Origin of the sequence: Duganella sp. Leaf126 (genome assembly GCF_001423125.1) — a bacterium.
Lineage (GTDB): Bacteria > Pseudomonadota > Gammaproteobacteria > Burkholderiales > Burkholderiaceae_D > Rugamonas.
Genome location: NZ_LMNW01000005.1, coordinates 102947 through 126329, shown reverse-complemented (window position 1 = coordinate 126329; position 23383 = coordinate 102947). Strand labels below are relative to the sequence as shown.

Here is a 23383-nt window from a genome sequence, read left to right as displayed (position 1 = left end):
CCGGCCGAAGCTGAGGCAAACTACTATCAACAACTTTCCGAGCAGGCTATGTCACCTGACTCACACCAAACGGCCTCCTAAATTTCCGGGGCGATTCAAGCAAGGGTTTTGCGCGTTCGTAGAGTAGCTTGCCAGCTTCCGTCATGCGCAGGTGGCGCGTGCTGCGTTCGAGCAGGCGCACTCCCAGCATGCGTTCGAGCGAAGCGACGTGGCGGCTAACGTTGGAAGATGGCAAGGCCAGCAGGCGTGCCGCACCGGCAAAGCTTTGTTCATCGACGACCGCCACATAGACGCGGACTGTATTCAGATCGAGGGTGTTGCGCATCATTATCCCGATTAAGGTATGAAATCGACCCATTTTTACACACTAGTGTCCTACAGTGGCGGAATTTACTATGCCATCTCGTTCGATGAATCGCCGTCGGCGGCCCGTCGCGACGGATTCAACAGGAGAGCTTTAGCATGGACATCGGAATACTTGGTGGCGGTATTGCAGGGTTGAGCGTGGCGCTGGCCTTGAGCAAGAAGGGGCACAGTCCCCGCGTGTATGAGCGCCGCGTGGCGCCGGCAACCATGGGGGCTGGCGTGACGCTGTGGCCCAATGCCAGCTTCGTGCTGGAAGAACTGGGACTGCTGCAAGACATTGCGGCCATTGGCGGCAGACCCCCGACCATGCGGCGCCAGGATGCTGCGGGAAATGCACTGGGGGGCCTCGATATTGGCTTGCTGGACCGGACGATGGGATACCCGACATACACGGTGCTGCGCAGGCACTTGCAGGAAGTGCTGCTCGATCATGCGGCACAGGCAGGAATTCCGGTGGCGTTCGGACGCCGGGCAGTTGCTATCGAACTCGGTACTAACGGCAGAGCCGTGGCCCATTTCGATAGTGGCGCGAGCATCTGCCCGGATTTGCTCATAGGGGCCGACGGCCGCATGGAATCGGTTGCGCGCAAGTTTGTCGCGGGTGACAACGCACCGATCTATCAAGGCTTTGTGAACTGGATTGGCGTTGCGCAGGCGTCGCGTGCACTCGTGAACGATGTTTCGATTCAGGATTTCTGGGGGACGGGCCAGCGGTTCGGTTCCGTGCCGGTCCGTCCGGATCTGGTCTACTGGGCGGCGGCACAGGCACGGCCATTACCGAACGCGGCACCTGCAGTGAATATGCGTAATGAAATCGAAGGCTTGTTCGCAGAATGGCCCGAGCCAATCACACGTCTCATCCAGGCGACACCGGCCGATGCCATCCGACTGATTGCCGTGCATGACTTGGAGCCGTTGCACACGTGGAGCCGGGCAAATGTGCTGCTGGTGGGAGATGCGGCGCATGCGCCGTAGCCGACGTCGGGTCAAGGCGCCTGTCAGGCGCTTGAGGATGCGTGGCATCTGGCCCGAAGCCTGGACGGTGCAAGCAGGAGGTTGGAAGACATCTTCCAGGCGTTTGCGAGAATTCGCGCACCGAAAACCGCAGGGCTGGCACAACAGGGACGCGTCTTCGCACGTGCACTGCTCGCCACATACCCCGAAACCTGCCGCGACCGCAACGAGAGGGCCAGGCAATCCGATCCTGTGCGTGACGTGCAGAGCCTGGCAAGCGCGTGGAGCCAGGGCCTACCGATGCCTGGTGGTGCAGACAGCACGTCAGTGGAGCTAGGCGGCGACAGCCTGTACCGCGTTGATTAATGTGTACTGGGTCCCTCGCGGACAGAAAGCCATGTTCCCAGTGACGCGTTACACAGCAGGCCGTCGCCATGGAAAATCGGGCGACAGCTATGGTCTGAACTGCTGGCGTTGCCCGTGTTCTTAAGCGTCCGTTTGCTCGGCCATTTCGAGAGTGTCAACAACTTCGATATTCCGTATATCGTGCGGTGCTTTCGGGGCGCGTGTGGCCCAACAACAGTGCTGGCTTTATGGGGCGCATCGTGTGCGTACTGCCTGGTCTAACTGTGCAGCAATTCTGCAATTCGACTGGAAAAAGAAGATCGCCTTGGCGCAGCGCCGCCGCCATGATCCAGTCACCGAGGCTTCTCCTGGTTCCCGAGGTGAATTGGAACTTGACGGGCTGCTTCGTATTCCTCCCGCTTGTGGGTCCTCCAGAGTGCGGTCGCTGCGGTCTGCCGGGAATTGGTACGTTCCATTCCCCGCATTCTCCCGCTCGTCGCAATATGGACTCGGTTATTGTCGCGCCCGCCTAGACTCCGACCATGCAAATCAAAAAGGACACGATATGTTGAAACGATTTCTCTGCGGCGCGGCAGCCTTCACCTTCGCTGTTGCGGCTGCGGCAACTCCTTCGGATGAGCTCTCGGCCGCCCTTGCAGCGGCAAAGTCAGGGTCGAGCGTGCCTGCCGTCGGCGCCGTCATCCTGCGCGACGGCGCTATCTCGGCGCAGGCCGTGCTGGGCGTACGCGAGGCGGGAAGCACGGCGGCGGTGAAGCTCGACGATGTGTGGCTGATCGGCTCAACGGGCAAGGTGATGACAGTGGCCATGATCGCCCGCCTGGTCGAACGAGGCCTGCTTGCATGGGACGCGCCGCTGGATGCGATGCTGCCGGAACTCGCAGCCTCCATGCGACCTGAATATCGCAAGGTGACCCTGGTTGAACTGCTCTCGCACCGCGCCGGCTTCCCACGTGACCTGCGGGACGAAACTGAAATGGTGAAGTTTTTCCACGATGCGCGCCCTAGCGCGCAACAGCGCCTGAGCTACGCGGCTCACGCACTCGAGGACGAGCCGGAAGCGCAGCCAGGTACCTTCAGCTACAGCAACGTGGGCTTCATTGTCGCCACCGTTATTGCCGAGCGCGCCGCGCATGCGAGCTATGAGGGACTGATGGGATCAGAAGTATTCAAGCCGCTGGGCACGACAGGTGTCGGCTTCGGCAACACCGGCAGGGGACAGAATCGCGGCCACCAGCACGGTGCGCCGATGCTCGATATGGCCAGGCTCGACGACGGCGCCCCACAAATGTACGCGCCCGCTGGCTTTCTGCACATGAGCCTGGGCGACTGGGCGAAGTTCAATCTGGACCAGCTCGCGGGGGCGGCAGGCAAGGGCAAGCTGCTGTCGCCGGCGTCCTACCGGCTGATGCAGACGGCGCAGCCTGGCAGCCCGGCAGGCCTCGACTGGGGCGTGCAGCAGTCGATTGCGGGCCGTAAAGGTCCCGTTCTGGTGCACCAGGGTTCGGACGGCAACTGGCTCGCCATTGCCGTGCTATTTCCTGAGTCAGGGACCGGGGCGCTGATGGTGGCCAATGCGGGTCCGGACATGGGCGCCGACAAGGTGCTCATGGGCTTGGCCAGAAAATTGTTTGTGCAATTGAGTCCAGCCACATCGCAATGAGTCGCCGCGTTCGTAGGAAGCAGGCGCCGTGTCGTTGCGCGTTTTCTTGACGCAGCATGCCATACTGCGGCGCGGCTTGGATGCGTCATAGGCGCCTGGCCTATTGAAGCGCTCACTGTCAGGCCTGCGATCCCCCCTGGTCCGGGCTGCCTCCAGGCGCGGTCACATCGGCAGGCGCAACACGTCCGCTTTGTACGTCGGCCAACCTAGCGCGGCGATCGGGCACGGTAAGCTGGTCAGTCCACTCATGCAGGGATCAGACAAGGACCACCACCATGCCCACCGATTTCAATCGCGCCGACAATCTGCACCGCCCGCCAATGGTCCAGCCGATCGGCGCCACCGCCAAGCCGTTGATCGTCACCGGCACATTTGTCAGCCGGGTCGACGATACGCCGCGCAGCGAACGTCCGCTCGATGCCGGCTCGTCCACCAGCAAACGCGGCCACGGGATCCATTTCCCCAACTGGCGTAGCGGATCGCTGGCGCTCGAAGACCGTCCCAACCTTGCGTACGAGCATTGGCAGGAATATTGGCGCAAAGTGCACGGGCCCAAGTTCGCCTGGGACGAGCCGGGCAGCTCGGGCGCATTGGTGCTGCGCTACGACCAGCTGCACCGCATCGCATCGGGGCCATCGAATTTTTTTCCGCCGCCTTACCGGGCCATGATCGATGACAGCGGCAAGCTGCCGTCGGCGCCGCACCGTTGCGTCCCGGCGTACCAGCGGCCGCGCTGGGACGGCCTCGCTTACATCACCTACGCCGAGCGGGACGACATCGATACCACGCTGGAGCAGGAGAAATTTGCCGAGCGCATCATCGCCGATGAACAGGTGGCGTTTCGCATGGTGTCGCGCGAAGTCGCGCGCGAGTACATCCTGATTCCCAGCGCGCAGCACCGCGACGCGATCAGCCTGGTGAAAATTCACCTGCGCGCCGACGGCCTGACGCGCGAACAGTTCCAGCAGCGGCTGCTGCATGAGCATGCGCCGCTGGTCGTGGCCAATCCGGCGACCCGACAATTCGTGCGTCGCTACGCGCAGTTGCATAACATCGGCTCCACGCAGAAAGATCCGGAAGGCAAGAAGATCGATGCAGTGTCGATCTTCGCGTTCGCCTCGATGAACGATGTCGAGGATTACCTGGTCAGTGAGGGCTACGCAGCCATCGCGGCCTCCGAGCAGACGCTCACGGGCGAAGGCTCCGAGTGGTGGACGGCGCTCAATTACAGCGTGATCAATCGACTGATGCCGGAACTGGCAACGGAAATACCGCCAACAACGTCCATCACGTAGAGCAGCGCCGGCGACCGCCGTCGCCGGCAGACTGACGGCGCGCTCCCGACAGAAGGGCAGCCCAGGCACTGGCACCCGCAGCATTTGGCATGACCGAAACGCCGGGCAGGAAGGCCGCCATCACGCTTGCGTCGCCCCTGCCAACAACCGATCGAGCACCTCGACAGCATGGCGCCTCGGCGTCGTAATCGCATAAAAGCGCTCCTGCAAGGTCGTGGAGTGGCCGACCACGACAAGCAAGCCGGACCGCAATTCGTCCTGCACCACGACTTCCGGCAGCACGGCCAGCCAGCCGCTGTCGCGCGCGATCAGGCGCAGCAGCGCCATGTCGTCCACTTCGGCCCGCAACCGTGGCGTCACGCCGGCGCTGGCGCACAGCGCATCGAACTGGGCGCGTAAGGCGTGGCGCGGGCCGGGCAGGGCGATGTCCACACCGTCGAGGTCTTCCGGGATGCGCAGGCGCTGCGACGCCCACTTGCTGGCGGGGCCGACCAGCACGATCGGCTGGCTGCCGAGGAACTGGCAGTGCAGGGGGCGATCGGGGTCGGCCGGCACGGTTTCGTTGGCCAGCACGACGTCGAGCTGATGTTGCGCCAGCCTCAGTAGCAGGCCTTCCAGCAAGCCCGATTCCAGGGTCAGGACCACCGCCGGATCGGTGAGCGCGGGCCGTATCCAGTTTTCCTGATAGTTGCGCGACATGGTCGAGACGCTGCCCACTCGCAGGCGGCTAATCCCGGCCGAGCGGCCTTGCAGCCGTCCCAGCATCTCCTGACCCAGTCCGAAGATGTCGTCGGCATAGGCGAGCACCAGCTGGCCCGTATCGGTCAATACCAATCGGCGGCCTTCGCGGATGAACAAGTCGTCGCCGATGCGCTGCTCCAGCTGGCGGATCTGCGCCGACACTGCCGATTGCGACGTGTGTAACGCGGCTGCCGCGCGGGTCAAATGCCCGAGCTTGGCTACTTGCCAAAAATAGAACAGGTGATTGAAGTTGAGCTGGTTCAGTTGCATCGTTCTGTTTTCGGTATGAGTTTCACACTAACAATCTATTTTACAGCATTTTGCATTCCATTCATGATGCGCCCAGTGCATTTCAACGGGATCAAGCGATGAAGATTTTCCAGATTATTTACATGGTTTGCGCGCTGGCGCCGGTCGCCTTGCTGACGTTGCTGGCGGCGCTGGCCCTGGCGACGCGCTGCACCGACCGTGCTCCGGCGCAGCAGTGGCGGCTGTTTCGGACGGTGTCGCTGGCGGCGCTGGCCTGCTGCGCGCTGTCGCTCGCGGTCGGCGCGCAGCAGCCGTTCTGGCCTGGCGTCGTGAATGCGACCACGTTCAGCCTGGTGCTGGCCGTGCTGGTGCAGCTGCTGGGCACCGTTATCGGCGCGTTTTCTGCGCGCTACCTGGATGGCGAAGCCGCCCAGCAACGCTACATCGGCGGCCTGGCCGCCGTACTGGCCAGCGTCCACCTGCTGCTGCTGGCCGACCACTGGCTGCTGTTGATCGCAGCCTGGGCGGCCGTGGGCATGGCCTTGCAGCAGCTGCTGTGCTTTTACCCGGATCGCCCGTTCGCCTTGCTGGCGGCGCATAAAAAGCGCATTGCCGACCGGCTGGCCGACGTCATCCTGCTGGGCGCTGCTGGGCTGGCGTGGTCGACGATCGGCAGCGGTGCGCTGTCGGCGCTGTGGGCGCACCTGGCCCAGCATGGCATGTCGCTGCCGCTGCATGCAAGCGCCGTGCTGCTGGTGCTGGCGGTGGTGCTGCGCACCGCGCTGTTGCCAGTCCATGGCTGGCTGATCCAGGTGATGGAAGCGCCGACCCCGGTGTCGGCATTGCTGCATGCAGGCGTCGTCAACCTGGGCGGTTTCGTGCTGATACGCTGTGCGCCACTGCTGGAACAGGCCGGTCCCGCGCGCGGCCTGCTGATGATCCTGGGCCTGGCGACCGCGCTGCTGGCCGGCATGGTCATGCTGACCCGCATCAGCATCAAGGTCAGGCTGGCCTGGTCCACGGTGGCGCAGATGGGCTTCATGCTGCTCGAATGCGCGCTCGGTCTGTACACGCTCGCGGCCCTGCACCTGGTCGGACATTCGCTCTACAAGGCGCATGCGTTCCTGTCGGCGTCGTCGGTGGTGCGCGACACGCGGGTACAGGCGCTGCACGGAACGTCCTCGCCGCATGGCGCTAGCCTGCTGCTGGCGCCGCTGATCACGACGTCGGCGGTATTGCTGGTGCTCGCGCTGTCGGGTGTGGCGGCCTGGCCCTGGTGGTGGAGCGTCGTGATGGGCCTGGCGTGGGCGCCGCTGCTGTGGCTGCCCACCGGGCAAGCTGGCGGTGCTGCCCGTACGCGCCAGCTGCTGTTTGGCATCGTCACCACGATGGCGCTGACGGTTGCCGCCATGGTCGCCCACCTGCTGCCGTTCGGCCTGCACGACGCGCCCGACCACCGCCTGGGCGTGATCGTCCTGGCCGGCATGGCAGTGCTGTACCTGTTCGAGGTGGCGCTGCAACAGCAGGCGCAGCTGCTGTCGCGCTGGCGGCGCTGGAGCTACGCCGGCTTTTATCTCGATGAAGCCTATACCCGCCTGGCACTGCTGCTGTGGCCGGCGCGCTGGAGCCCAGCGTCCGCGGTCACTGCTGTCCGCATCGCCGCCCAGCCGTCTGCCGCCCGGGCAGTGGATGCTGCGCGCTAATCAGATTACACGGAGAATTTCATGATCGATCAACTGAGCAAGCAAGCAACCGCGCCAGCGGAAGACCTCATGGCGGCCGGCGACGTGGCGCAAACCAGGCACGCGGCCATCGCACGCGCCTGCGCAATGGCCTGCCAGGCCATCGCCCCGGCCTGGCCGCTCGATCGCGCCATTGCCGTCAACCCGCACTGGTCGCGCATCGGCATGCCGGTGCGCCGCGTGGCTGCGCGGATGGCGGTGCTGGGCGGGATCCAGGTTTTCCCGCCGCGCGACCGGCAACTGCTGGCCTGGCGCGAGGGCCGCATCACGGCAGCCGATCTGGCCGAGGCGCTGCGTCAGCTGCCGGCTGCGCAGACCGCCGCCGTGACGGCCGAACAGTGCATCGCTGCACTGCAGGCAGGCGCGCTGCGGGTGCAACTGCCCTTGCTGATCGACGTACTCGACAACGATCCCCAGCGCCATACCAGGCTGCCGTGGCGGCAGGCCATCACGCACCAGGTCAGCCAGACCTGCGCCGCGTATTTCGATGAACACCAGGCCAGCTGGCAGCCCGAGCGCAGCCAGGGCCTGTATGCGTTCTGGCGCGAAACCTTGCAGCACGACCATGGCATCGGCTTGCTGATGGGTTTGCCGCACATCGGCCGGGCGATCAGCGCCTTGCCCGCCACCGTGCAGGACGCCGAGCGCTGGGTGATCGAGCGCCTGGGGCTGCCGCAGGCGGTCTGGGCGGACTACCTGGAATCGGTGCTGCTGACCGTCAACGGCTGGGCTTCGTGGTGCGCCTATCTCGGCTGGCAGGCCGGCCTGGCCGGACGCCAGGACAGCCACCTGCGCGAACTGCTGGCAATCCGTCTGGCTTGGGGCGTGTTGCTGCTCGAGTGCAAGGACGATGCAGCGGCCCGGCAGGCGTTTGGCGCATTGCAGCAAGCCTGGAGCCAGGCTGGGGCCGTATTGCAGGACGCCGAACAGGCCTTGCTGCCCGACGAGGTCTGGCAGCTGGCCCTCGAGATCGGCTATCAGCGCGCGCTGGCCCAGCAGCTGGCGGCAGCCCATGTGCACGATGCGCCAGCAACTGCCATCGAAGTGCAGGCCGCGTTCTGTATCGACGTGCGCAGCGAACCGTTGCGGCGCGCGCTGGAGGCGGCGTGGCCCGGCATCCGGACGCTCGGGTTTGCCGGGTTTTTCGGCTTGCCGGTCGATTACACCCCGTTGGCGACCGAGGCCAGCCGGCCCCAGCTGCCAGGGCTGCTGGCGCCATCGATGGCGGTCGGCGACCGCATCGTCAGCAGCGATCCGGTGCAGCGCGCGGACGATGCGGCCAGACTAGGCGCGGCCAGCCGCGCGCGCCAGGCGCGTTTTGCACGGGCCGACCAGTGGCTGGCGGCCAGTCGCTGGCCGGGCGCCGCCTTCTCCTTCGTGGAAGCGGCGGGCGTGGCTTATGTCGGCAAACTCGGCAACTGGCTTCGGCCGAACCGTCAAGCGCGCGCGCGCGACGATCTGGCCGGCTTGTCCACCCGCTACCGCCAGCTCTGCCGGCCACAATTGCTGGGTGTGGACTTGGACGCCAAGGTCGCGCTGGCGGCGCGGGTGCTGCATGCGATGGGGCTGGAGCAGCAGCTGGCGCCGCTGGTGCTGCTGGTCGGCCACGGCAGCCAGTCCGCCAACAATGCCCATGCGGCGGCGCTCGATTGCGGCGCCTGCTGCGGCCAGACCGGCGAGGTGAATGCGCGCAGCCTGGCGCAATTGCTCAACGATGGGGCGGTGCGCCAAGGCCTGCAAGGGCGGGGCGTGCACGTGCCGGAGACGACGGTGTTCGTGGCGGCGCTGCATAACACCACCACCGATCAGATCGAGGGCTTCGATCTGGATCTGCTGCCGCCGGCAGCGCAGGCGCGCTGGCTGCGGCTGCAGGCGGTCTTTGCGCAGGCCGGCGACCAGGTGCGGCGCGAGCGGGCCCTGAGCCTGCGGCTCGATCCGCAGGCATCGCACGATGCATTACTGGACCAGCTGATCCGCCGCGCCAACGATGGCGCCCAGACCCGGCCCGAATGGGGCCTGGCGGGCAATGCGGCCTTTTTGATTGCGCCGCGTCGGCGCAGCATGGGTCTGGCGCTCGACGGGCGCAGCTTCCTGCACGACTACGACGCCAGCCTCGATGCCGACGGCAGCGTGCTCGAACTGTTGATGACGGCGCCGATGCTGGTGACCCACTGGATCAACTGGCAGTACCACGCGTCCACCTGCGATCCGCAGCGCCTGGGCAGCGGCAACAAGCTGCTGCACAACGTGGTGGGCGGCACGCTCGGCGTATTCGAGGGCAATGGCGGCGATTTGCGCATCGGCCTGTCGCAGCAGTCGCTGCACGACGGCGAGCGCTGGATGCATGAACCGCTGCGGCTGACCGTGGTGATCGACGCCCCGCAGGCGGCGATCGACGCGGTGATCGGCAAGCATGCCGTGGTCAGGCAGCTGCTCGACCATGGCTGGCTGCACCTGTGGCGCTTCGACCAGGCAGGCTTGCAGCGCTACGCGCATGCAAGCTGGCTGCCGCTGACCCTGAACAGCGGCAGCTGAGTCAGGCGGGGCCGGCTCAGGCCAGGCGCGCTGCGACTTCCGCCACGCGCTTGCCATACGCCTTGGCCGTATCGAGATCGCCCTGCGGAATTTCATCGACACCGGCGTCCGACGGCGATTGCACCAGCGCGCCGAGCGCGCCGCCCAGGTTGTTCAAGTCGGTCCGCTGGGCAGCCTTGGTGTTCGACGGCAGGATGCCCAGGCTGACCCAGATGCCGCCGTGCTGCGACGCCAGCGTCTGCAGCGAAATCATCGTCACGGCCTTGTCGCCGTTGAAGCTGGCGCTGTTGGTAAAACCGCCGAAGACCTTGTCCTTCCAGCCGAGCGAAAACCAGATCTTCGATGTCGCTTCGGCGAATTTCTTGAATTGCCAGCTGGGATTGCCCATGTAGGTCGGGGTGCCGAAGATGATGGCATCGGCGGCAGCGAGCTTGTCCCAGCCGCCTTCGGGCAGCTCGCCCTCGGCGCTGATCTGCAGCAGTTCGGCACCGGCGCCGGCGCCTGCTGCCACGCTCTCGGCAACGCGTTGGGTGTGGCCGTAGCCGGAATGGAAGACGATAACGACTTTGCTCATGATGACTCCTGTTGAATGTGTGGCGAATGAAGAAAGACCTGCTTCCGGACTATAGGCGAGTCGCCGCTGCAACTCACGGTAGAATTCGAACCACTGATGGTCATTTTGGGACAGCGATGGCGACACCGACGGTAGCGCAGGGAATGGAACGCGTTGGTTATCAACCGTTCGGCAAATATAATCTGGACATCGAGGTCTTTCGTGTGGCCGAGCTGTGGCCCCGCCAAAAGGCCGAGCAGCTGCGCCGGGCGCACCGCATCGACTTCCACCAGCTGCTGTACGTGACCGAGGGACGGTGCGCCCACGTGGTCGACTTCGGCCAAGTCGACTGCGTGGCCGGCACCATCCTGATGACCAGGCCCGGACAAGCCCAGCAATTCGACACCGACGGCGCCTGGGATGGCTGGCTGCTGCTGTTCCAGTCCGATTTCCTGTTGCCGTCGGGCGCCGCGCAGGCTGGCCGCAGCCTGGCGCCGGAGCTGGCCTGGCTGGGCCAGCCCATGCAGCTCGATGGCGCCCTGCAGCAGCGGGTGGCGGACTCCGTGGCCCAGCTGCACCGCGATACGCAGCTGCCGGCCGTGCGCGGTGAACTGCATGCCTTGCTGCGCCACCAGCTGCACGCTTTATTGATCCGGCTGGCCATCGCCTGGGGCGAGCGCGAGGCGGCCAGCGCCGGCCACCCGGTCAGCGCCGGCGAGCGCCAGCGTTACCGGCGCTTCCTGCAGCTGGTGGAGCAGCGTTTCCGCCACTGGCACCAGGTGCAGGACTACGCGGCAGCGCTCGGTTGTTCCGACAAGTCGCTCAACCGCGCCGCACAGGCCTTTGCCGATTGCACTGCCAAGGCCGTCATCGTCGAGCGCATCATGCTCGAGGCCAAGCGCCTGCTGGCGCACACGGCGCTTCCGGTGGCCGTGGTCGGTGGCCAGGTCGGGTTTGATGAGGCCACCAATTTCACCAAGTTTTTCAGGCGCGAGGCGCTGATGTCGCCCGGTGCGTTCCGTGCGCTGCACCAGCTAAAATAATTCCGCTTGGAAGGAATGGGTGAGGCTGCGTACAGTCGCAGGCGCCAGCGCACCGTACATTGTAACTTTACGCCACCGCGAGTTCACCATGCCCTTATCCGACCGCCGCAAACCTACTGCCACCGCCGCCATCATCGAGGAAGCCAGGCGGCTGCTGCCCGAGACCGGGCTCGACCCTGCAGCCCAGTACGCCATAAGCATGGGTATCCCGCGTTTCATCGCCTACAAGGTGCTGCGCGCGCCGGAGTCGCACCAGCGCGTGGCGCCACGCCGCAAGGAGACTGCCTGATCCGTGTTACCTGAACCGGCTGACCGGTCCTGCACGGGATCAGGCCACTGCCGGCGCCAGCATGGCGGCGGCAGCATACTGGAGCAGGGTGTCGCCGAAGCCGCCGCGCGCCCGTGCGTCGCTGCGTGCGCTGGTCTTGACGCGCGGCGCCGCGCTCCAGGCGAAACTGGCGCCGCAGCGTTCGAGCGCGCGCACCAGCGCGACGTCCTCGCTGCAGGCCAGCGGGGCAAAACCGCCCGCGGTGCGGTAGGCCAGCGCGCACACGCCGAGGTTGGCGCCGTGGATATGACGATGGCCGTCGCAATCGGTGTAGGCTGCGTCGAAGTGCCTGCTCAGCAGCAGCGGCTGCTCGTGATGGGCCGACCAGTCGTCCACCGCCACCGTGCCGCATACCACCTCCACCCCCAGCCGCAATTGCGCCACTAACCAGTCAGGCGCCACGACCGTATCGGCATCGGTGAACGCCAGCCAGCGCGCGCCATACGCCAGCAGGCATTCGGCGCCGGCCGCGCGCGCCGCACCGACGTTGCGGACATCGACTTCCAGCACATCCACCCGGTAAGCCGCGCCGTGCAGCCCACCGGCGTGCGCCATGGCGATGGCGCGCGAATTGTCGCGGCAGTGATCGAGCACCACGGCCACGCAGACCGACTCGCCGCGCAGGCCGGCATGACACGCTGCCTGGCTGACGGCAGCAAGGCAGGCAGCCAGATAGCGCTCCTCGTCATGGGCCGGGATGACGATGCCGATCACGGCGCCAGCCCTTCCTTCTGCGCGACCGAGCACGGATTGCGCGACCAGATATCGAGCAGGAAATCGGCTTCGCTGTGCTGCATCAGGCGGTGCATGCCCGGCGTGCCGTCGAAGGCGGCGTGGATGTCGGCGCTGTCGAGCTGACGGTCCGCAAACGGCCAGCGCCAGTGGCACAGCACCAGCGTGCCATGGTCGTCCAGCGACGCCATGCAGCGCTGGCGCAGTGTGCCCACTTCGTGCTCGGGCAGGTAGTACGCCATCTCGCTGATCACGATCAGGTCGAAGGTATGCTCGGGCCACTCCTGCGGCACCACCTGCTGGCGCACCGTCACGCGGGCGGCGGCAGCCGCCTCCTCCTGGCGCACGCGCTGCTGCGTCAGGCGTACCGCCTCGGGCGAGAGGTCGGTGGCCAGCACGGCGTCGGCCCGCTGCGCCAGCGCTGCCGTCAGCTCGCCGTTGCCGCAGGCCGGTTCGAAGGCGTGGCGGTAGTGCTGCAGCGGCAGGCACGCGAGCAGCAGGCTGCGTTTGCGCTGTTCATACCAGCGCTGGCGCACCTTCCACGGATCGGCATCGTCGGTGTAGAGCTGCTGGAAGTGGCTGTGCCGGTTGCTGATGGTCATAGGAAGCAGATCTCGTAAGGATGCGTGAGGCGCGCCAGCACATGCGGCGGCAGGATGGCCGGCTGGCCGGTGGTCGGATCGGGTTCGAGCTGGGTGGTGTAGCAGGCAATGGCGTCGTGCTTGCGCTGCAAGGTCGCGGCATCGAGCGCCAGGCGCCGCGCGCGGTGCCACGGCACGCGCCGGTCGCCCGGTTCGGCCCAGTGCCAGGTCCATACCGGCAGTTCCACCAGGCGCGCGCCGCACAGCCGTGCGGCCATGGCGGCAGCGTGGCCGCACGCTTCGTGGTCGGGATGGCCATCCTGGCGCCAGGTAGTAAACAGCACGTCATCGGGGCGCAGCAGCTGGCCGAGCAGGGTGTGCAGTACACTCGCCTGACCGGTGACGTCGCCATCGGGCAGGCGGGCGCGGATAATCTGCGGAAGCGGGGACGGCGACTGCCGCGGCAACGGTGGTGCGGCATGCGTCGCAGCGAGCGGGTCTTGCCCGAGCAGTGCCCGCAAGGCGGCTTCGGTCTCGCGGGCGCGCAGGCGGGCCAGCTGCGCCGGCGTGTAGCGCTGCGAGCCCGGGTGGCTGGCGTCGCCGTCGGTGGCGGCAATGATGACGGTGCGCGTGCCTTGCGCCGCCAGCAGCTGCAGCAAGCCGCCGCAGGCCAGTACTTCGTCGTCGGGGTGCGGCGCCACGATGATGGCGCGCTGGCCCGGCGCCACCAGTTCGTGCGCAGCGATGGACGGCATCAGGCGCAAGCCTTCCCACGCCTGCCATGCGGCGTCCGGCGTGCCCTGGCCGGCGATCTGGCGCGGATGCTGTGGTTCATGCAGCAGACCGCCCGGGGCGGGGCCGGCAGCGGCATGCGCCGCAATTAATGCAGTGTTCATAAAGCCCATGGAGCGTCTCCGGTGGCAGCCAGCGTCGATCCCAGCGTGGCCAGGTCGCGTTCCGCGTGGCTCTGGCGCAGGAACACGGGCAGGTCGGCTGCCATGCGCGCGAAGCGGGCGTCCCGGCACAGCGGACCGGCGCCGAGCGCCCGGGTCGCGTGTTCGAGCACGGTGCTCGCTGCCGCCTCCACGGTCAGGCGCACGCGCAGCGCCAGCGCCTGGGCGCCGGTGTCCGGTGCCGCGTCGATCGCTGCCGCACTCCCGATCAGCACCGCCGCAGCGCCGGACAGCGCGAGATCGACGTGGCCGAGGTGCGCGAGGCGATGCGGATCGGCCTGCGCAGAGGCTTCGCCATCTGCAGTACGTGGCGCAAGCTGCGCATGGGTAGATGTCAACAGCCGTTCGCCGATGGCGCGGGCGGCGCCGTACCAGCAGGCTGCCACGCCGGCGCCGCCGTGCCAGAAGCCGGCGCGGGTCAGGTAGGATTCGTGTTCGCCGACCGGTACCGCCTGCGCCTCGCTGAATTCCACGTCCACGCTGGCGCTGCCGGCCATGCCGACGGCGTGCCAGCCCTGGTCTGTCACGTGCACGCCGGGCTGGCGCAGATCGACCGCAGCGAGCATGCGCCGGCCGGCCGCATCGCGGCAGCTGACCAGGGCATGGCTCAACGCCGCCGCGCCCGAGCACCACAGCTTGCGGCCGGACAGCGTGTACCGGCCATCGCCTTGCATGCGCAACGCTACGGCGGGCCCGGGCGGCTCGGCGCACCACACGCCCCAGCTGGCGCCGGCGATCTGCGGTCCGCCGAGTTCCGCCAGAATGGCCAGGGCGTCGGTGTGGCCCTCGTACAGCTTGGCGAACGACAGGTCATGATGGCCTGCGATGGACAGCGCCTGCCAGCGCGTCAGGGTGGCGCCGCTGCCGGGCAGCGGCAGCCTATCGAGTCCGGCAGCGATGGCGCCAGCGAGGGTGGCGGCGGCGTCATCGTGCGCGCCGGACAGGAACTGCGCCAGCAAGGCCGGCACCCTGGTGGGCGCCGGCGCCAGATCGTGGCGTAAGCGGGCAAGTGGAGACATGATGTGAACGGAAAAATATCGTTCTTGCATCATGGGGTTGAAGAGGACGCCTGTATGTTCGCTTGCACACGCAGGCGGCCAGCTGGTCAGCCGCGACCGGGCGCATAAGGGAAATGAATGGCCTTGTAGGCATCGAGTGATTGCGGTGGCGGTGCCACCCCGGGCGGCAGCGGCAGGCCCGAGACGGACTGGAAATACGCGATGCAGGCATTGCGCCACAATTCGGCATTGATCACCTGGCGCCGCAGGCGCTGCGCGACTTCCGCGTGCCGGCGCGCATCGACCGCGCCGCGCAGCGCTTCCCATCGTGCTTGCAAGTCGCGCGCGCCAGCCACGCCGCGATCGTAATGCCACAGCAGCTCGGCCCACAGCGTACGGCCCGACGCCATGGTGTAAGTCCACGGCAGGTGGTGGAACCACAGCAGGTATCTGTCGGGCGTGGTGCGCGGGTCGGCGTACAGGCGGGCCAGCGCCGGTGCATACTGGTCGAGCGCATTGGTGCCGCTGGCGGTGCGATCGAAGCCGATGCCGTCGCGGGCGGCGCGGTGGTAGTACACGGGGTTCCAGTCCGGGCGTTCCAGGTCATTCACCCACGGTGCCGGACCGTGATGGTGGGCAGTGCCCATCAGGTGGTGCAAGCCCAGGGGCGTCATGTAATCGACCACCGTTTCGCGCGACATCATCAGCATCTGCACCACCTGCTGCTGGACGCGGTCATCGTTGCCGAAGGTTTGCGCGGCCCATTCCTTGGCGATGTGCTGGGCCGATGCCTGCGGATTCCAGGCCAGGCGGCCGAACGCATACCAGTTGGCCTGATCGAAATGGTGGCCGGTCCAGTTGCGGTCCACGCCGATGTTGGCCACGCCGGCCATCCCGGTCAGCTGGCGCGGCGCGTCGCCGCCCTCGAGCACCTGCGCCACCGTCGGCCCCTTGCCTTGGCCGCGTTGCATGGTGTCGCTGTCGAGCACTTCGGAGAACAAGGTGCCGAGGTAGGCGATATCGGTGGAAAAGCCCAGGTACTCCTTGGTGATCTGGAATTCCATCATCAGCGGCGTGTGCGGCATCGCGCCGAACAGCGGGTGGAATGGCTCGCGCGGCTGGAAGTCGATGGCGCCGTTTTTTACCTGCACGATCACGTTGGAGGCAAACTTGCCGTCGAGCGGCTTGAACTCTTCGTAGGCCTGGCGGGCGCGGTCGGTTTTCGGATCGGGGTGCGGCGCATACACGAACGCGCGCCACATCACGATGCCATGGTGTGGCGCCAGCGCCGCAGCCAGCATGTTGGCGCCATCGGCATGGCTGCGGTGATAATCCTGGGGACCGGGCTGGCCTTCGGAATTGGCCTTGACCAGGAAGCCGCCGAAGTCGGGGATGGCGCGGTAAATCTCGTCGGCCTTGTTCTTCCACCAGGCCTGCACGGCAGGCGCCAGCGGATCTGCCGTATCGGTTTCCTTCAGCTCCAGCGGCGTGGAAAACCGCGCCGACAGGAATACCCTGATGCCATAGGGACGCAGCACGTCGGCCACAGCGGCCGCCTTGGCGATGTAGGCCGCAGTGAGCACCTCGGGCTTGGCGTTGACGTTATTGAGCACCGTGCCGTTGATGCCCAGCGAGGCATTGGCTCGCGCGTAATCGGTGTAGCGGCTGTCGACGATCTCCGGCAGCGCCCACCAGTCCCAGATCGACGCGCCCGCGTAGCCGCGTTCCACGTGGCGGTCGAGATTGTCCCAGTGGTTGAGCAGGCGCAGTTGCAGCCCGGGAGCGGAGCGCGCTTCCGGCGCCACGCCGGTGGCGGCGGCGCGCAACCAGGCAAAAGCGCCGTACAGCAGGCCGGTGTCGGCGTTGGCGGCGATCAGTGTCACCGCACGACCCTGCAGGCGCGTCGCGCGCAGCAGATAGCCTTCCTGGCCCAGTTGCGCCAGTTCGGCTTTCAAGGCGGCATCGAGTGACGGCATGGAAGCCGGTGTCGCCAGCACCAGTGCACCGTCGGCGAGCGCACTGGCCTGCGGCGGCGCCGTGCCGGTCATGCCGGCCAGGCCGCGCTGCAGCTCGGCGATGGCGGCGCTGGTGGTCGGCGTCGCTGCAGCGGCAAGGACGATGCTGCGTGCCTGGGCTTGCAGCCGTTCCTGCGCAGCGGGGGCCAGCGCCTGATAGCGCAGCCACAGCTTGTAGCCATCTTCGTCGGGGGCCGTATGCTGTGTCCGGGCGGCGGTTGCAGGCGCGCCAGCCGGCGCTGCCGACGCTGCCGGTGCTGCAGCAGCCAGACCGATGGCGCCGGCCAGCAGCAGTGCCGCCAGTGCATTGGCAAATGATGTATGCATGGTGTCTCCGTGATTTTTTTTGTTTACCGGGCGCGCGGGCTTTCCGGCGGACCGAGATAGCTGTCCTTCATGCCGCCCGTATCGACCACGATTTTTTGCAGCACCACGCCCGCGTCGATCGCCCAGAACTTCAGCGTGTGGTGGCCGGGCCTGGCGATGGTGTGACGCGACGACATGACGGTGGCGCCGTCCGAGACGCTCTTTTCCCAGGCCCGCTCGGACTGGTCGGCATGCATATTCACCAGCTGCGGCGCTTCGTCATCGAACGAGACGGCGTAGCGCAGGCCGGCGCCGGGCTGGAACTTCTGGGTAGGCGCCAGCGTGGCGTGGACCACGACCGGGCCGGCCGTCTGCAGGTGCACCGCGTATTCAAGCCGCATCGACGGCGACTGCTCTGGTGTGGCCACCACCGGCAGCGCGGTGACGCCGGACTGCGTGCGGCCGTGGCCCGGTATGGTCAGCCACTGGCGCCCGGCCGGCGCCACCGCGCGGCTGTAGTCGGCCGCTTCGACCGACACCACGCCGCCGGTTTCGACGTAATCGCCGGCGGTAACGCCGGGCAGCAGGCGGCGCAGCGGCGCCTGGATAGCGACCTTGGCGCGGTTGGGACCCTGCACGGTCAGCACTGCGCGATCGGCGCCCCGCGGCACCTGGTCCCAGCGCACCTTGATGTAGACACGGCGGTCGCGTTCCACCCGGCCATCCGGCTGGTCGATCTCTATCCAAGGCGCGCTGGCCGTGATGCGGTAGTCGAACGGCTGCTGGCCGCGATTGAATACTTCCAGGTACGCGGGCGCCCCGGTGTATTCGTCGAGCGGGGGCAGGGCGAGCTTGTCGCTGTCGGGTCCGGGCCATGCCTGCGCACTGCCTTGCACGGCCACGCCCATGTCGGCCGCCACTGGCGCCTGCACCTCGCTCACGGCCGGCATCACGTTGCGCGGCGGCTGGTTCCAGTAGGTATAACCGAGGTGGGTCTGCGACATCATGTGGTTCCACTTGCCGCCGCTGATCTCCTGGTGGTAGCGGCGCATAAGCTCCGCATCCTGCGCGAACAGGCTGCGCGCGCGCAGCGCCAGGTCGTTGGTCGAGGTGCGGCCCTGCACCGCGTGCAGCCGGTTGCGGCCCGCTGTCGCATACAGCTCGGTGACCACGGCGCTGGCCTGCGCCGGGTACTGCACCAGCTGGAAGAAGGCATCGCGCTGCGCGGCCGGCAGCTGCGCCGCGATTTTTTCGGCGCGGTCGGCGATGGCACGGAATTCGGCCACCACGCGCTCGGACTCGTCGTAATTGACCAGGTTGTAGGTGTCCGGCGCCAGCTGTTCCGGTTTGCGGCGGCCGTTGTAACGCGCGTAGCTGGCAACGATGTCGGCGATGGCGTCGGCGTGCTCCGGTCCGAATTCGCGCGTGGCCCACAGTTTCAGATAGTCGGGCAGGCGCGCGGCCGGCCACGCGGCCGGGTTCCAGGCATAGGTGAGGAAGAATTCGATCGGCACTTCCATCGGCTTCAGGTCGCCCACGTTGACGATCCAGATGCGGTCGGCCTGGTACTGCCACGCCAGGTGCATCTGCTCCCAGATCTTCGGCAGCGGCGTGACGTTGAGCCATTTGTACGAGCGCGGGCCGCCCACGTAATCGAAGTGGTAATACACGCCGGCGCCGCCGCTGCGCTTGCGTTCTTCGGCGGTGGGCAGGCGGCGGATATTGCCCCAGTTATCGTCGGCCCACAGCAGCGTCACATCGTCCGGCACGCGCATGCCCTGTTCGTAGTAGTCCTGCACTTCCTTGTACAGCGCCCACATCTGCGGCACGGTGGCGGCGTCGCGCCCCATCTGCTGGCCGATGATGGTGCGCTGGTCGGCCACGATGCGCTCGAGCAGCGCCACGTTCGACGCTTCCGACATCGGCTCGTCGCCGTCGCCGCGCATGCCGATGGTGATCATCTTCTCGTAGTCGCGCGTGTTGCGGATGCCGCCGGTCCAGAAATTGCGCAGCACCCCGGGGTTGCGCTGATAGTCCCACGGGCCCTTGCCCTGGCGTGCCCACTCCTTTTGCGCGCGCATCATCGGCTCGTGGTGCGAGGTGCCCATGACGATGCCGTAATCGTCGGCCAGCTTGCCGTTGAGCGGATCGTCATCGAAAAACGCCGCGTTCCACATGGCGGGCCACAGGTAGTTGGCGCGCAAACGCAGCAGCAGCTCGAACACCTTTTCATAGAAGCGGTGGTTGTAGCCGCCGTAGGTCTGCTGCACCCAGCCGGTCAGCGCCGGCTGCTCGTCGTTGAGGAAGATGCCGCGGTACCTGACCACGGGCGCATCGTGCACCGCTGCCGGTGCCGCTGCATACAGGGCGGCGCGCTTGGGCGGCGGCACATCGGCCCACCAGTACCACGGCGACACGCCGATCTGCTCGGACATTTCATAGATGCCGTAGATGGTGCCGCGCTTGTCGCTGCCGGCAATCACCAGGGCCCGTTCCACGCCCGGCATCGGCTGCAGCACGGTCTGCACCTGCCAGCCTTCCCACTTGCCGCGGATCGCCGCCACATCGAGCTTGCCCGTCGCCACCAGCTTGTCGATCAGCGGACTGTGGCCGACCGTGCCGATAAGGATGACGTCGGCGCCGGCCGGCGCACCTTGTTGCAGCGCCGGCGTGACGCCGGTCACGCGCGCGATATCGGCCTGCAGGTCGTGCGCGGCGCGCAGCACGCCCGCATGGTCGGCCGCATCCACGTACAGCGGCGCGGCCTTGCCGTTGTCCGCCATGGTCACGGCGCCGGCGGGCGGCGCCGCGAACAGCACCAGCGGCTTCTGGCCCAGTGCCTGCGCGGGCGCGGCAATCAGCAGACCGAGGGACAGGCTGCAGAGCGCGATACGGTGCAGGACAGGGGGAAGTGGAAGGTGGCGGGCGAGGGCGCGCAGTGCCCGTGCCCCCGCCGCAGCGGTCAGCATTTGTCTCATTGTTGTGGTTATCCGTTTTTATAGTGTGTAATGCGGGAACTGCATGCAGAAGCTGGTCAGGGGCTGCTGCGGCACGACTGCCGCAGCAGCGCCAGCGGCACCGCGTCGGCCAGTGCGCGGTAGCCGGCCAGCGACGGGTGCAGGTGGTCGCCCGAATCGTATTGCGGCAAGATCCGCTGCGGCTGCGCCGGATCGCGCAGCGCGGCGTCGAAGTCGACCACGGCATCGAAGACGCCTGAGTCGCGGATCCAGGCATTGAGTGCCTGCCGGTCTGCTTCGTTGGCCGGCTCCGGGTGATAATAGTCGCTGCCGACGTACGGCGTGACGGTGGCCCCGATCAGGCACACGCCGCGTTCGCGCGCGCGGGCCGCCAGCTGGCGGTGCGCCAGTTTCAGGTCGGCCAGCAGTTGCTGGCGGTCGGCCGGCAGGTCCGGCGTGTTGCGGTGCTGGCCGCCAAGATCGTTGACGCCGATGAACACCAGCGCATGGGTGACGCCCGCGCGCGAAAAGACGTCGCGGTCGAAGCGCGCCATCAGGTTCGGGCCCAGGCCATCCCTGAGCATGCGGCCGCCGCCGATGCCCGCATTGACCACGCCCATCGGCAGGCCGTCCTGGCGCAGGCGGGCCGCCAGCACATCGGTCCAGCGGTTGTTGCCGTCGGTGGTCACGCCGTAGCCATCGGTGATCGAATCGCCGGCCGCCACCAGCGCACCGGCAGCGCGCGGCGCCATCACGTCCACATCGGCGATCGTGTACCAGCGCGTGATCTTGCCGGCATCGGGCCAGCTGGCGTCCGCCGTGCGGTTGCCGGGGGTGACAAAGCTGGTGGTCCGCGCGCCGCTATGGCTGGTCTGGCGCGCCGGTTCGGCATTGAAGTGCAGCGAGATGGCGAGGTCGGCGCCGGGCGGCGCATCGAGCTTCACCGGGTCGCTATAGTATTCTGCGCCAGCCGGGATGGTGACGGTGCGGCGACCGTCGAAGGTCAGCGCCTGCACGGTCGCAGCGTCGATATCGGCGCGACCGGGAGCGACGGCGCGCGCCACGCTGGCCGCGTCGACCAGCAGCGGGGCGGTGCCGAACGCGTTGCTGAGCCGTATCCGCAGCTGGCTGCCGCCAAGCGAGAGGTGGACGATCTGGCGCAGGCTGGCGTCGCGCCAGCTGGCCGCAGGCAGCTCGTTGGCCGGCTCCGGCACCAGCTGCGCCGTTCCCCAGGACGCCACCCAGTGCTGGCTATCCGGACCGCCACGGTCAGCAGCCGTGGCGCAGCCGCCCAGGGTGCCGACGGCGAGCAGGGTGGCGACAGCGATGGCGCCAACTTCGAGTCGGGCAGCGACAGCGATACCGCCTGCCGTCATGTTTTGAACAGGTCTGACGGGTTGACGTGACCGCATAAATCCTTCACCAAGCGAGGCCACCGCGAGTCGGGCAGCGGCAGCGATACCGCCTGCCGTCATGTTTTGAAAAGGTCTGACAGGTTGACGTGATCGCATAAATCCTTCACACTGAGTAAATGGTAGCGCTAATCATTTTAGGATAAAGGCATGGTACAGGCAACACATTTACCGCAGTCCCCCTTACCTTCCACGCCTTCGTCCCCACCGGTCTCCGCGACGCCCGTCATCACGGCCATGCGCGTGATCCCGGTGGCCGGTCACGACAGCATGCTGCTCAACCTGTGCGGTGCGCACGCGCCGTATTTCACCCGCAACCTGGTCCTGCTGCAGGACAGCGCCGGCCACACCGGCATCGGCGAGGTGCCGGGCGGCGCCGGCATCCTGCGCGCGCTGGAAAACGCCGTGCCGCTGGTGGTGGGAACGGCGATCGGCCGCTACAACCACACGCTCAACGGCATCCGCGCCGCCATCGCCCGGCGCGACGTCAGCGGCCAGCAATACCAGGTCACGTCGGCGGCCGAAGCGGAAGTGCTCAAGCAGCCGCACGAAATCAATCTGCGCCTGGAAAACGTGATCACTGCGGTGGAAGCGGCGCTGCTCGATCTGCTTGGCCAGCACCTCGGCGTGCCCGTGTGCGAACTGCTCGGCGCCGGCCAGCAGCGCGACAGCGTGCCGATGCTGGCCTACCTGTTCTACATCGGCGACCGTGGCCGCACCGATCTGCCATACCTGGCCGCTTCGTCCGGCGGTGGCGACGACTGGTACCGCCTGCGTCACCAGCAAGCCCTCACGCCTGCCGCGATTGCCGACCAGGCCGCGGCCACGGTGGCGCGCTATGGCTTCCGCGACTTCAAGCTCAAGGGCGGGGTGATGCACGGCGCCGAGGAACTCGAAGCGGTGGCCGCGATCAAGGCGCGCTTTCCCGACGCGCGCGCAACGCTCGACCCCAACGGCGCCTGGTCGCTGCGCGAGGCCATCGACCTGTGTCGCGGCCAGGGACATTTGCTGGCCTACGCCGAAGACCCGTGCGGTCCCGAGAACGGTTATTCGGGGCGCGAGACGATGGCGGAATTCCGCCGCGCCACCGGCATCCCCACCGCCACCAACATGATCGCCACCGACTGGCGCCAAATGGCGCATGCGCACCTGCTGGGCGCGGTCGATATTCCGCTGGCCGATCCGCATTTCTGGACCATGCAGGGCTCGGTGCGCCTGGCGCAGCTGTGCGCCGAATGGGGCATGACCTGGGGCTCGCACTCGAACAACCATTTCGATGTCTCGCTGGCCATGTTCACCCATGCCGCAGCGGCGGCGCCGGGCCGTATCACGGCCATCGACACCCACTGGATCTGGCAGGAGGGGCAGGAACGCCTGACCCGCGAGCCGCTGCAGATCGTCGGCGGCGAGGTGATGGTGCCGCAACGTCCGGGCCTGGGCATCGAACCCGACATGGACCGCATCGAAGCGGCCCACGCGCTTTACAATAAGGTCGCCACCACCGCGCGCGACGATGCCATGGCGATGCGCTACCTGGTGCCCGGCTGGACCTATTCCCCGAATAGGCCCAGTCTGGGGCGCTGAACATTTTCGTCGT

Annotated in this window: 16 protein-coding genes and 2 pseudogenes; 8 read left to right on the top strand and 10 right to left on the bottom strand. The window is 67.0% G+C overall.

Annotated elements, in window-relative coordinates; translation table 11 throughout:
• Positions 1–55: 55 nt before the first annotated feature.
• Positions 56–325: pseudogene (locus tag ASF61_RS22625) on the bottom strand (LysR family transcriptional regulator); the annotation flags it as partial.
• Between the two features lie 137 nt (positions 326–462).
• Between ASF61_RS22625 and ASF61_RS06715 the strand changes: the two are divergent.
• The 3 genes and pseudogenes from ASF61_RS06715 to ASF61_RS06705 all read left to right on the top strand — a co-directional run bounded on the left by ASF61_RS06715 (position 463) and on the right by ASF61_RS06705 (position 4641).
• Positions 463–1686, top strand: a pseudogene (locus ASF61_RS06715) (FAD-dependent monooxygenase).
• Between the two features lie 544 nt (positions 1687–2230).
• The gene (locus ASF61_RS06710; RefSeq protein ID WP_082491259.1) at positions 2231–3346 is read left to right on the top strand and encodes a serine hydrolase; all 1116 of its coding nucleotides are present in this window, start codon (positions 2231–2233) and stop codon (positions 3344–3346) included.
• A gap of 275 nt (positions 3347–3621) precedes the next feature.
• Entirely contained in the window at positions 3622–4641 is a 1020-nt protein-coding gene (locus ASF61_RS06705) for an EthD domain-containing protein (RefSeq protein WP_056152887.1), read from the top strand.
• Positions 4642–4761: 120 nt separating this feature from the next.
• Here ASF61_RS06705 and ASF61_RS06700 read toward each other — a convergent pair whose 3' ends face one another.
• Entirely contained in the window at positions 4762–5652 is an 891-nt protein-coding gene (locus tag ASF61_RS06700; RefSeq protein WP_056152884.1) for a LysR family transcriptional regulator, read from the bottom strand.
• A 98-nt stretch (positions 5653–5750) separates the two neighbouring features.
• On the opposite strand from ASF61_RS06700, the gene ASF61_RS06695 reads away from it, so the two are divergent.
• Together ASF61_RS06695 and ASF61_RS06690 are read left to right on the top strand one after the other, a co-directional pair.
• Positions 5751–7334, top strand: coding sequence for an NADH-quinone oxidoreductase subunit L (locus ASF61_RS06695; protein WP_056152881.1), 1584 nt, complete (start codon positions 5751–5753; stop codon positions 7332–7334).
• A gap of 21 nt (positions 7335–7355) precedes the next feature.
• Complete coding sequence (locus tag ASF61_RS06690) at positions 7356–9908, top strand: DUF2309 domain-containing protein (RefSeq protein WP_082491258.1); 2553 nt, start codon at positions 7356–7358, stop codon at positions 9906–9908.
• 16 nt (positions 9909–9924) lie between these two features.
• On the opposite strand, the gene ASF61_RS06685 is transcribed toward ASF61_RS06690, so the two are convergent.
• A complete protein-coding gene (locus ASF61_RS06685; RefSeq protein ID WP_056152878.1) occupies positions 9925–10482 on the bottom strand; it encodes a flavodoxin family protein in 558 nt (185 codons plus the stop codon).
• A gap of 143 nt (positions 10483–10625) precedes the next feature.
• Here ASF61_RS06685 and ASF61_RS06680 point away from each other — a divergent pair, with 143 nt between their 5' ends.
• Entirely contained in the window at positions 10626–11504 is an 879-nt protein-coding gene (locus ASF61_RS06680; RefSeq protein ID WP_056152874.1) for an AraC family transcriptional regulator, read from the top strand.
• Positions 11505–11592: 88 nt separating this feature from the next.
• The gene (locus tag ASF61_RS06675) at positions 11593–11793 is read left to right on the top strand and encodes a hypothetical protein (protein WP_056152871.1); all 201 of its coding nucleotides are present in this window, start codon (positions 11593–11595) and stop codon (positions 11791–11793) included.
• A 39-nt stretch (positions 11794–11832) separates the two neighbouring features.
• Here ASF61_RS06675 and ASF61_RS06670 read toward each other — a convergent pair whose 3' ends face one another.
• The 7 genes from ASF61_RS06670 to ASF61_RS06640 form a co-directional block, all read right to left on the bottom strand.
• Positions 11833–12546: a glycosyltransferase family 2 protein gene (locus ASF61_RS06670; RefSeq protein WP_056152867.1), complete on the bottom strand. Its 714-nt coding sequence runs from the start codon at positions 12544–12546 to the stop codon at positions 11833–11835.
• On the bottom strand, positions 12543–13166 hold the full coding sequence (locus ASF61_RS06665; RefSeq protein ID WP_082491256.1) for a cyclopropane-fatty-acyl-phospholipid synthase family protein: 624 nt from the start codon (positions 13164–13166) through the stop codon (positions 12543–12545). Before ASF61_RS06665 ends, ASF61_RS06670 begins: the two co-directional genes overlap by 4 nt.
• Positions 13163–14041, bottom strand: a complete 879-nt coding sequence (locus tag ASF61_RS06660) for a PIG-L deacetylase family protein (protein ID WP_082491255.1) — start codon at positions 14039–14041, stop codon at positions 13163–13165. The genes ASF61_RS06665 and ASF61_RS06660 overlap by 4 nt, the downstream gene beginning before the upstream one ends.
• Positions 14038–15117, bottom strand: coding sequence for an acyl-CoA dehydrogenase family protein (locus tag ASF61_RS06655; RefSeq protein WP_200919815.1), 1080 nt, complete (start codon positions 15115–15117; stop codon positions 14038–14040). The genes ASF61_RS06660 and ASF61_RS06655 overlap by 4 nt, the downstream gene beginning before the upstream one ends.
• 86 nt (positions 15118–15203) lie before the next feature.
• Positions 15204–17438, bottom strand: a complete 2235-nt coding sequence (locus tag ASF61_RS06650) for an alpha-glucuronidase family glycosyl hydrolase (RefSeq protein ID WP_056152861.1) — start codon at positions 17436–17438, stop codon at positions 15204–15206.
• Positions 17439–17461: 23 nt separating this feature from the next.
• On the bottom strand, positions 17462–20386 hold the full coding sequence (locus ASF61_RS06645) for a glycosyl hydrolase 115 family protein (RefSeq protein WP_082491254.1): 2925 nt from the start codon (positions 20384–20386) through the stop codon (positions 17462–17464).
• A gap of 65 nt (positions 20387–20451) precedes the next feature.
• Entirely contained in the window at positions 20452–21750 is a 1299-nt protein-coding gene (locus ASF61_RS06640; RefSeq protein WP_056152858.1) for an SGNH/GDSL hydrolase family protein, read from the bottom strand.
• A gap of 273 nt (positions 21751–22023) precedes the next feature.
• On the opposite strand from ASF61_RS06640, the gene ASF61_RS06635 reads away from it, so the two are divergent.
• Positions 22024–23370, top strand: a complete 1347-nt coding sequence (locus tag ASF61_RS06635; RefSeq protein WP_056152855.1) for an enolase C-terminal domain-like protein — start codon at positions 22024–22026, stop codon at positions 23368–23370.
• The last annotated feature ends 13 nt before the right edge of the window (positions 23371–23383 follow it).